General features: G+C 69.6%; 10 protein-coding genes. 5 read left to right on the plus strand and 5 right to left on the minus strand.

Going from position 1 to position 9,013, the window contains the following annotated elements; genetic code table 11:
- Positions 1 to 29 precede the first annotated feature (29 nt).
- On the plus strand, positions 30 to 500 hold the full coding sequence (locus E3O67_RS15700; protein ID WP_134428559.1) for a universal stress protein: 471 nt from the start codon (positions 30 to 32) through the stop codon (positions 498 to 500).
- A 43-nt stretch (positions 501 to 543) separates the two neighbouring features.
- Here the strand turns inward: E3O67_RS15700 and E3O67_RS15705 are convergent, their stop codons facing one another.
- Positions 544 to 987, minus strand: coding sequence for an organic hydroperoxide resistance protein (locus E3O67_RS15705; RefSeq protein WP_134428630.1), 444 nt, complete (start codon positions 985 to 987; stop codon positions 544 to 546).
- Between the two features lie 90 nt (positions 988 to 1,077).
- Between E3O67_RS15705 and E3O67_RS15710 the strand changes: the two genes are divergently transcribed.
- On the plus strand, positions 1,078 to 1,599 hold the full coding sequence (locus E3O67_RS15710) for a MarR family winged helix-turn-helix transcriptional regulator (protein WP_135103130.1): 522 nt from the start codon (positions 1,078 to 1,080) through the stop codon (positions 1,597 to 1,599).
- On the opposite strand, the gene E3O67_RS15715 is transcribed toward E3O67_RS15710, so the two are convergent.
- Entirely contained in the window at positions 1,526 to 1,891 is a 366-nt protein-coding gene (locus E3O67_RS15715) for a TIGR02611 family protein (RefSeq protein ID WP_134428555.1), read from the minus strand. The two genes, E3O67_RS15710 and E3O67_RS15715, sit on opposite strands and share 74 nt — an antisense overlap.
- A gap of 338 nt (positions 1,892 to 2,229) precedes the next feature.
- Between E3O67_RS15715 and E3O67_RS15720 the strand changes: the two genes are divergently transcribed.
- Positions 2,230 to 4,353, plus strand: coding sequence for a hypothetical protein (locus E3O67_RS15720; protein WP_135103131.1), 2,124 nt, complete (start codon positions 2,230 to 2,232; stop codon positions 4,351 to 4,353).
- Between the two features lie 135 nt (positions 4,354 to 4,488).
- Here the strand turns inward: E3O67_RS15720 and E3O67_RS15725 are convergent, their stop codons facing one another.
- From E3O67_RS15725 to arsB, 3 genes are read right to left on the minus strand one after another with little or no spacing between them, the layout of a single operon-like run.
- Entirely contained in the window at positions 4,489 to 5,184 is a 696-nt protein-coding gene (locus E3O67_RS15725) for an arsenate reductase ArsC (protein ID WP_135103132.1), read from the minus strand.
- Between the two features lie 12 nt (positions 5,185 to 5,196).
- Positions 5,197 to 5,607, minus strand: coding sequence for an arsenate reductase ArsC (locus E3O67_RS15730; RefSeq protein ID WP_134428628.1), 411 nt, complete (start codon positions 5,605 to 5,607; stop codon positions 5,197 to 5,199).
- 56 nt (positions 5,608 to 5,663) lie between these two features.
- A complete protein-coding gene (arsB, locus tag E3O67_RS15735) occupies positions 5,664 to 6,836 on the minus strand; it encodes an ACR3 family arsenite efflux transporter (protein WP_135103133.1) in 1,173 nt (390 codons plus the stop codon).
- A 161-nt stretch (positions 6,837 to 6,997) separates the two neighbouring features.
- Here arsB and E3O67_RS15740 point away from each other — a divergent pair, with 161 nt between their 5' ends.
- Together E3O67_RS15740 and E3O67_RS15745 are read left to right on the plus strand one after the other, a co-directional pair.
- Positions 6,998 to 7,411, plus strand: coding sequence for a helix-turn-helix transcriptional regulator (locus E3O67_RS15740; protein WP_135103137.1), 414 nt, complete (start codon positions 6,998 to 7,000; stop codon positions 7,409 to 7,411).
- A 450-nt stretch (positions 7,412 to 7,861) separates the two neighbouring features.
- Positions 7,862 to 8,701: a M23 family metallopeptidase gene (locus E3O67_RS15745; RefSeq protein WP_167726689.1), complete on the plus strand. Its 840-nt coding sequence runs from the start codon at positions 7,862 to 7,864 to the stop codon at positions 8,699 to 8,701.
- Positions 8,702 to 9,013 lie beyond the last annotated feature (312 nt).

Genomic DNA, 9,013 nt, shown 5'->3' on the forward strand with positions numbered 1-9,013 from the left:
GCGCGGGGCCCCCGGAGTAGTTTGGGGGCATGCCTGACACACAGCCAGAACAGACTCCCGTTTCCAGCGACAGCATCGTCGTCGGACACGACGGATCGGGTCACGCCGATCACGCCGTGGCCGTGGCGCTCGACCTCGCCAAGCAACTGCATGCGCCGGTCGTACTGGTGCGTGCGTGGTCCATCGACACGGCTCCGCGCCCGGCCAACTGGGAATTCGGCTACGTCTCCTCGATCGAGGACTATGCCGAGGCGGTGCGCACGGAGCTCGGCGAGGCTGTGATGGCCGAGGTGGCCAAGCACCCCGACGTGAAGGTCGAATACCGGGCCGTCTATGCGAGCCCCCTGAAGTCCCTGATCGACGCGTCCCGGGGCGCACGGATGCTCGTGGTCGGGTCCCGCGGCCGCGGCGGCCTCAGCGGAATGCTGCTGGGCTCCGTGAGCGAGCAGTGCGTGCGGCACGCGAAGTGCCCGGTGCTGGTCGTGCGCCCGAACACGTGAGCCGGGTCGCCCCGGGCCGCGTAGCGCGGCCCGGGGCGACCGGTTACTCCTCGTTGTCGGTGACGACGAGGGTGACGGCGATGTTCCCGCGGGTGGCGCGCGAATAGGGGCAGACCTGGTGGGCTGCCTCGAGGGCAGCGTGGGCGGTCTCCGGGTCGACGCCGGGCAGCTGGGCCTCGATCGTGACCTCGAAGTCGAAGCCGGTGGCCATGCCGCCGACGAGGTTGACGGTCAGGGTGACGGCGGAGTCGGCGACATCGAGCTTCTGCTGGCGGGCGACACCCTTGAGGGCGTTGTGGAAGCAGGCGGCCCAGCCGCTGGCGAAGAGCTGCTCGGGGTTGGTTCCGGGGCCGTTGTCGCCACCCATCTCGGCTGGGATGGAGAGGTCCAACTCGAGCTTGTTGTCGCTCGTGACGACCTTGCCGGAGCGGCCGCCCCAAGAGGTGGCGGAGGCAGTGTAGACAGGGGTGCTCGTGGTGGTCGGCATGCTCATGGTGTCCTCTTTCGGGCGTCGCGGTGGAGACTGGGGTGAGCTCTCCAGGAAGTGCTTCGTATTCGAAACAACTAGGGACGGTTGATGAGTATTCCCAAATCCGCGGTCACACCCGCCGAGATGCAGGCGTGGGCCGCGATCTTCGAGACGTCGAACACCGTGCAGTACGCCGCCGACCGTGAATTGCGCGGCACGGTGGGCCTGTCACTGGCGCAGTTCGAGATCCTGGCGCGCATCGGCGAAGGGGCGGATGCCGCGCGCCGCATGACCGATATCGCCGACGAGCTCACGGTTTCGCGCAGCGGCCTCACCTACCAGGTCGGCCAGCTCGAGCAGCGCGGACTGGTCGAGCGCCGCCCGGCCGCCGCTGACGAGCGGTCAGTGATGGCCCATCTCACCCCGGCGGGCCGGGACTGCCTGGCCGAGGGGATCCCCGGTTACGTGCGGCTGGTGCGGGAAATGCTGTTCGACCGGATCAGTGCGGAAGATCTGGCGACGGTGACCAGAATTCTCGGCTCGGTGCGCACCGAGCTCAGGACCCAGCCGAAGCGGTCGACGTTCCGGACGCACGCGCCCGGCGGGAACGCCACCACGCCCAGACCGTAGTCAGGATTCGCTTGAGGACCACCGCGACGCGGTGGGCGGTGGGAAATTCCGTGCCCAGAATCGCGATGCCGAGGAAGACGACCAGCCAGCCGGGCCCGGGCAGGGGCACCAGGATGAGCCCGATCACGGCGACTGTGGAACCGAGCAGGCCGACCAGGGCGCGGTAGAGCCACCGCAGGCGGGGATGCTGGTCCACCCAAGCGCGGCTCCGGCGCAGGAAGCGCCGGATCGGGTGGGCCGGGTGGGCAGTGCCGCGTGCACTGTCGAGATCGCGCTGCAGGGAGACGGTCATTCGTTCAGGTTAAGCTGGGTCGCTGGGAACCGGCTGCGCGGGCATCCGTCGCCCTGGCGAACCGCGGTAAATGCCGATCGCGCGCAGTCGAGCCTGCACCCGCGCGCAGTCGAGCCTGCACCCGCGCGCAGTCGAGCCTGCACCCGCGCGTCGAGGGTCGCCGATTGCACCGAGAGTCCCCATTCCGCGGGCGATGCTCGGCGTGAACGGCGACTCTCGATGGTTGCGGGGTCCTCCCGCCCGAACGGGAGCAATGCGTCGATCCCCTTGACTTGGAGCGCCTTAACCGGTTTAGCTGGCTGTACCAAACCGGTTCAGGCTGAACCAGGAGAGAAGAAATGACGTACAACGCTGTTCGCTCACCGTCCCCCCGTCCACGATCTCTGACAGCCGTGGCCCTCACCGCCGCGGTCTCGCTGCTCCTGCTCGGAGCCGGCACCATAACCGCCGCGGCATCGCCACCCGGCGCACCCGGCGCATTCAGTGGAGCGGCCGATGCCGCCGCCGGCAGCCCGGCCCTGGCGGCGTCGGCACCGCTGACCAACCTGTCCCACCTCACGTTCCTGCTTGACACCGTGCCGCTGCCTGCTGTGGAGGGGCACACCACCTACGAGATCGACGCGCAGCCCACCGCCCAGGCGCCGTGGACCTACGCCGACAAGAAGGCCGACGGCAGCTACGGCCGGGTCGGCGGCGGGTCGCTCGACCCCGCGACCGGGCACTGGAGCCAGGGTGCGTACAACGCCGACGACATCGCCCGCACCGCCGTCGTCTACCTGCGGCACTGGCAGCAGACCGGCAACGAGACCAGCCGCGAGCACGCCGTGCAGACCCTGCGTTCCCTCACCTACCTGCAGACCGCGACCGGCCCGAACGCCGGGAACGTCGTGCTCTGGCAGCAGGCCGACGGCACCCTGACCCCGAGCGCCAGCCCGGTGGAACTGCCCGACCCGAGCGACTCGGCCGAATCCTACTGGGTGGCGCGCACGGTCTGGGCCCTCGGCGAGGGCTTCGCCGCCTTCCAGGACACCGACCCCGAGTTCGCCGCGTTCCTGCAGGACCGCCTGCACCTCTCCCTCGACTCCCTCGAGCGCCAGTCGCTCGGCCAGTACGGCACCTTCGACGTGGCCGACGGCGTGAACGTGCCGGCCTGGCTCATCGCGGGCGGGGCGGATGCCTCGGCCGAGGCCGCGCTCGGCCTCGCCGCCTACGTCACGGCCGTTCCGGACGACGACTCCGCGCGCACCGCACTGACGCAGCTCACCGAGGGGGTCGCCGGGATGTCCTCCGGCTCCGCCACCGAGTGGCCCTTCGGCGCGATCATGCCGTGGAACAAGTCGCAGACCCTGTGGCACGCCTGGGGCGGACTGGCCCCGGCCGCCGTCGCCACCGCGTCCACGGTGCTCGGCCGCTCCGACCTGCTCGGCGCCGCCGTCACGGACGCCGCCCAGTTCACCCCGCAACTGCTGGCCGCCGGCGGACCGGACAACGCCTGGAGCCCCACCCCCGGTGAGGCCCAGATCGCGTACGGCGTCGACTCCCGCGTGCAGGGGCTGGTCGCCACCGCCGCGGCCGCGAACGCCCCCGGCCTGCTCGACCTGGCCGCCGTGACCGCCGGCTGGTTCTTCGGCGCCAACGCGAACGGAGCCCCGGCTTACGACCCGGCCACCGGCACGGCCATCGACGGCATCGAAACCGACGGCCGGATCAACCCCAACTCGGGCGCCGAGTCCACCATCCACGCCTTGATGACCATGCTCACCCTGGACGCGAATCCGACGCTGAAGGCCACGGCCCTCGGCATCGACGAGACCCTCTCCACCGTGGGGCTCAGCGTCGTCGAGGCCGAGTCCGGCACCATCACGGGCAGCGGATCCGTGGTCACGCCGCCGTCCTCCTGGACCGGCGAGGCCAACCTCTCCGGCGGCGCCTACGTCAGGCTGTATGCGGGCGACTCCCTGAGCATTCCGGTTCCCGCCAGCGACCAGGCTCGCAATGTCTTCCCGATCGTGAACCAGGGCGAGGGCGACTCCGGCGCCACGGCCTGGTCGTCCGCGACGTCGGCTCTGGGCAGCACGAGCAACGGTGGTGCGGGCGCGCAGGGCATCACGGATGCCTCGGGACGCCTGTTCCCGCTCTCGCTCGAGCAGGCTCTGCCTGGGGCGGACACCGCGGTCGTCGGCGTCGCCGGAGGGGTGGCATCCGTTGACGCGTTGCTGATCCAGCCGTTGGTCTCGACGATCACGGTGACCGGGCCTGCGGGGGAGTCCACGGTGTACGTCAGCGCGGCCAGCGAGACGAGCGTGCGCACGGTCGTCGTGCCGCGCGGCTACCGCTTGGCGCAACAGGCGTTCGACGCGGTCGGCCGGCCCGTCGCATCCGTCGACAAGAAGGCGTCGAAGGCCGGCGCCGTGACGGTCGCCGCCGGAGGGTTCACGGTGGCGAAGCTGGTGCGCAAGTAGGGCCGAAGCACTCGGCGCGTCGAGAGTCGCCAATGATGCCGAGAGTCGCCGTTGCCGGGGCGATTCTTGGCAGAAACGGCGACTCTCGGCCGTGAAAGGGCAGGCTAGGGCGGCGGGCTGCGCGGGCTGCGCGGGCTACTGGGGCAGGGGCAGGGGCAGCGGCAGCGGCAGTGGCTGCGGGACCACTCCGAGTGTCGTGAGCATGGCCTCGACCCGGTGCCGGATCTGGTCGCGGATGCGACGTACCTCCTCGATCGGCTGCCCGGCCGGGTCGGTCAGGTCCCAGTCCTGATAGAGCTTGCCCGGATAAACCGGGCAGGCGTCGCCGCAGCCCATGGTGACGACGACGTCGGCGGCCTGCACGACGTCATCCGTCAACGGTTTCGGGAACTCCTCCTGGAAGTCGAGCCCGAGCTCGGTCATCACCGCCATCACCGTGGGGTTCAGACCCTTGGCCGGCGCCGAACCGGCCGAACGCACGTGCACGCGGCCACCGGACAGGGCCTGAGTGAGTACGGCCGCCATCTGTGACCGCCCCGCGTTCTGCTCGCACACGAACAGGACTTCGGGGACGTCCTTTTCGATCGCTCCCTTGGCCTGGGCCAGCGCGGTCAGGCGGTCGGTCGCATAGCGCCCCGTGTTGGTCACGAGGAACGCCGTGACCGTCGACGTGCGCAGCAGTGACGTGTACGACTCGAGCACGTAGCGCTCGATCGTCTCGGCGCCGAAGATGCCCGAGAACCGCTGGGTGAGGTCCGCGGCGAGCCGTCGCAGCGAATCCTCGGGGAAGGCCAGTCCCGGCAGGGACCGGCGCGCGCTCAGATCGCTCATGACGGGGCGGACCTATGCCTGGACGGGCAGGATCTCGGCGAGCAGGGCCTGGATGCGGGCCTTGATCTCGTCGCGGATCGGGCGAACGGACTCGATGCCCTGGCCGGCCGGGTCGGCGAGTTCCCAGTCCTCGTAGCGCTTGCCGGGGAAGATCGGGCAGGTGTCGCCGCAACCCATGGTGATGACTACGTCCGACTCCTTGACGGCCTCGGTGGTGAGGATCTTCGGCACGTTGTTCGCGATGTCGATGCCTTCCTCATTCATGGCCTCAATGGCGATGGGGTTGATCTGGTCCTTAGGAGCAGAGCCGGCGGACAGGACCTCGACGCGGCCCTCGGACAGGGCGGTCATGTAGCCGGCGGCCATCTGAGAGCGGCCCGCGTTGTGCACGCAGACGAAGAGAACGGTGGGCTTTTCGGTCATGATCTGGGGTTCCTTCTTCATTTTCGGGGACGTGAGGGTAGTTCGGTGAAAAAAGACTAAACCGGATCGGGCAGTGAGTCGACGGTGCTTTCCGTGACGGATGCCCGCGGCGCGACCCCCGGGAACAGCCGCGGCCGCAGCCACAGCGCCACGTAGACGAGGGCGACGAGCGCCGGCACCTCGATCAGGGGGCCCACGATGCCCGCCAGGGCCTGGCCGCTGGTGGCGCCGAAGGTGCCGATGGCCACGGCGATCGCCAGCTCGAAGTTGTTGCCGGCGGCGGTGAACGCCAGGGTCGTGGTGCGCTCGTATGAGAGCCCGGTGAGCTTGCCGGTGGCGAATCCGGCGGCGAACATGACTACGAAGTAGACCAGCAGCGGCAGGGCGATCAGGGCCACGTCGAAGGGGCGGTCGATTACCTGGCGGCCCTGTAGGGCGAAGAGCAGCACGATCGTGAACAGCAGCCCGTAGAGGGCGAACGGGCTGATTTTCGGCAGGAACCGGCTCTCGTACCAGTCGCGGCCGCGGGTGGCCTCGCCGACCCGGCGGGACAGGTAGCCGGCCAGCAGCGGGATGCCGAGGAAGACGAGCACGCTCACGGTGATCGCCCAGATCGAGAACTCGGCGCTCGTGGTCGACAGGCCGAGCCAGGCGGGGAGGACCTGGAGGTAGAACCAGCCGAGCGCGGCGAACGCGATGACCTGGAAGACGGAGTTCAGCGCCACCAGGAACGCGGCGGCCTCGCGGTCGCCGCAGGCCAGGTCGTTCCAGATCAGCACCATTGCGATGCAGCGGGCGAGACCCACGATGATCAGCCCGGTGCGGTACTCGGGTAGGTCCGGGAGGAAGATCCAGGCGAGGGCGAACATCAGGGCGGGCCCCAGCAGCCAGTTCAGCACCAGCGATGAGACCAGAAGGCGGCGGTCGCGGGCGACCGCGCGGGCATCCGTGTAGCGAACCTTGGCCAGAACCGGGTACATCATCACCAGCAGCCCGATCGCGATGGGCACGCTGACCGAGCCGACCGTGAACGTCGCGAGCAGGTCGCCGACGCCGGGGGCGACGACCGCCAACAGCAGCCCCAGGGCCATCGCCGCGAGGATCCAGACCGGCAGGAGACGGTCGACGGCCCCGAGTCGCGCCGGCGCGGGGGCGGTGGTGTGCCCGAGCGTCAGCTGGGCGGCGGGCTGGGCGGCGGGCTGGGCGGCGGTCGGTTCGGGGAAGGGCATCTGGCTCCGTGAGCGGGTGAGGCAAAATCGGCGGGTGGGTCATAACATCAGTGGTGTCGATAGGGAGTCTTCCCCAATACATCGATGGATGTCAATTTATGGGGGATACTGTTCAGATGCCGTTCATTGAGACCCGCGCAGTGCCTGAGGCGCCGACCGTCATGGTCGGCGCAGTCGGTGCGGATGCCGCGCTTGCCTCCGTTTCGGCTGCTTCGGTAGACGCAGTCGGTGTGGCGGATGCCGCCGCCGCCGCGGCTGCTGCTGCCTGCTGCGCCCCAACGGTGCGCGAGGCGATCGGTGCCGATGAGGCGGAGCGGCTCGCCCGGCTGCTGAAAGCCGTGGCCGACCCGGCCCGGCTGCGCCTGGTGTCCCTGGTCGCCGCGCACGACGATCTGGAGGCCTGCGTCTGTGACCTGACCGAGCCTCTCGGGCTCAGTCAGCCCACCGTGTCGCATCACCTCAAAGTTCTGGTGGATGCCGGAATCCTGACTCGCGACAAACGCGGAACCTGGGCCTACTACCGGCTCGTGCCCGGCGCTCTCGGATCGCTGGCGGACCGGGTGCTCGGGCTCTGAGTTCGCGGCTCCGCGGGTGCGGCTCTGCGTCGCAGGGTTTGCGGCTCCGAGTTTGCTGTGCTGAGTTTGCGGTGCTGCGCGTGCGGGCTAGGCTGTAAGGCTGAGCTTTTGGGCGATCGCCCGTGGCGGCGATTCTGGGCAGCCGACCGGAATCCGTCAGCGACCTGCGTAAGCCCAGCGCTTTTTCAGGATACCGAGTTATCCTCAAAACTTGTGCGCGAAGCCCCACGTCGTGCGTCGCACCTGGCACTTCCTCTGAGGGAGCGTCGTTCCCCGTGGGATTTTATCTGCGCTGTGAGCGCATTCTCCGTCTGAGTGAGGTTCCGGCTCCCCCTCACCCGAACCGCGTAGCCGCGCCGACGAAAGCTCTCACCATGCCCATTTTTCCCCTGTTCCTTGACTGCCGCGTTTCGGCGGAAGGTGCCTATGCAGACGCCTAGGCTCATCAGGTTGCCCAGACTCACCAGATTCACCCTGATCCCGAGTCAGGCCGCCGCCGGCGGCTTCGCGATGCTTTTCGCCGGACTGCTCACGGTGATCCTCGGCATTCCCGCGCAGGCATCGGAACTCGACGACTACAGCTGGCTGCCGCCGGCCGCCCTGGAAGCATCGGTGCGGGCCTCCGCGGAGGCCTCAGCGAATGTCGCCGCGCCCGATCCCACCGCGCGTGCTGCCGCCGCCTCCGATGCCTCCGCCGCCGAAACGACGCTACAGGGCCTGGTGCCGAGTGCGGCGGCCACCGCCACCGTGCACCGCGACGGTTTCACGGTCACCGATGCGCCGAAGCCCGTGCCCGTGCCTGCCGCCCCTGCTGCGGTTCCGACCGCCGACGATGCGGCCGCTCCGGCCGCCGCTAATGCAGCCGTTCAATGGCCCTTCCCGGGCTCGGTTCGCCTCTCCGGTCCCTATGGTCCGCGCGATGCCCCCTGCGGGGGCTGCTCGACGTTCCACAAGGGGCTCGATATGCTTCCCGGCGAGGGTGCACCTGCTCTGGCGGTTGCGGACGGCGTCGTGCGTGAGGTCTCGGCCACGGACAACGGCGGCTTCGGCGTCTACGCGATCGTCGACCACACCGTCGACGGACAGCTCGTCAGCAGCGTCTATGCGCACTTCCAGGCCGGCTCGCTGCAGGTCTCCGCGGGAGAGTCCGTGGGCGTAGGCACGCACCTGGGCAACGTGGGCAGCACCGGCCAGAGCACCGGCCCGCACCTGCATTTCGAGATCCTGATCGACGGGATCACCCCGACGGATCCGTACGCTTGGATGTCGCAGCGCGCCGGCCCGATGTAGCCGGGCTGCGGCGCGGGGGTCGGCGGGAGTCGCGCTCGGCTGTGTGCCGGGCGCGGCATTGTGCTGCCCTGCCGAGCGCTGCCTGGCCGAGCGCTGCCTGGCCGTGTTCTGCCTGGCCGAGCGCTGCCTGGCCGTGCCCGCCGCAGCCGCTCGAACGAATTCGACGGGGATTTTGCCGGTTCAGCCCCGAAATCGCCGAGAATCGCCGTCTGGCAACAAAATCTCCGTCGAATTGGTTCACCCAGGGGTCGGGGCTCGCGGCGGGGACGGGTGCCGGCGCGGCGGTGGGCGCGGCGCGGCGGTGGGCGCGGC

It is taken from the genome of Cryobacterium sp. TMT3-29-2 (assembly GCF_004564305.1).
Lineage (GTDB): Bacteria > Actinomycetota > Actinomycetes > Actinomycetales > Microbacteriaceae > Cryobacterium > Cryobacterium sinapicolor.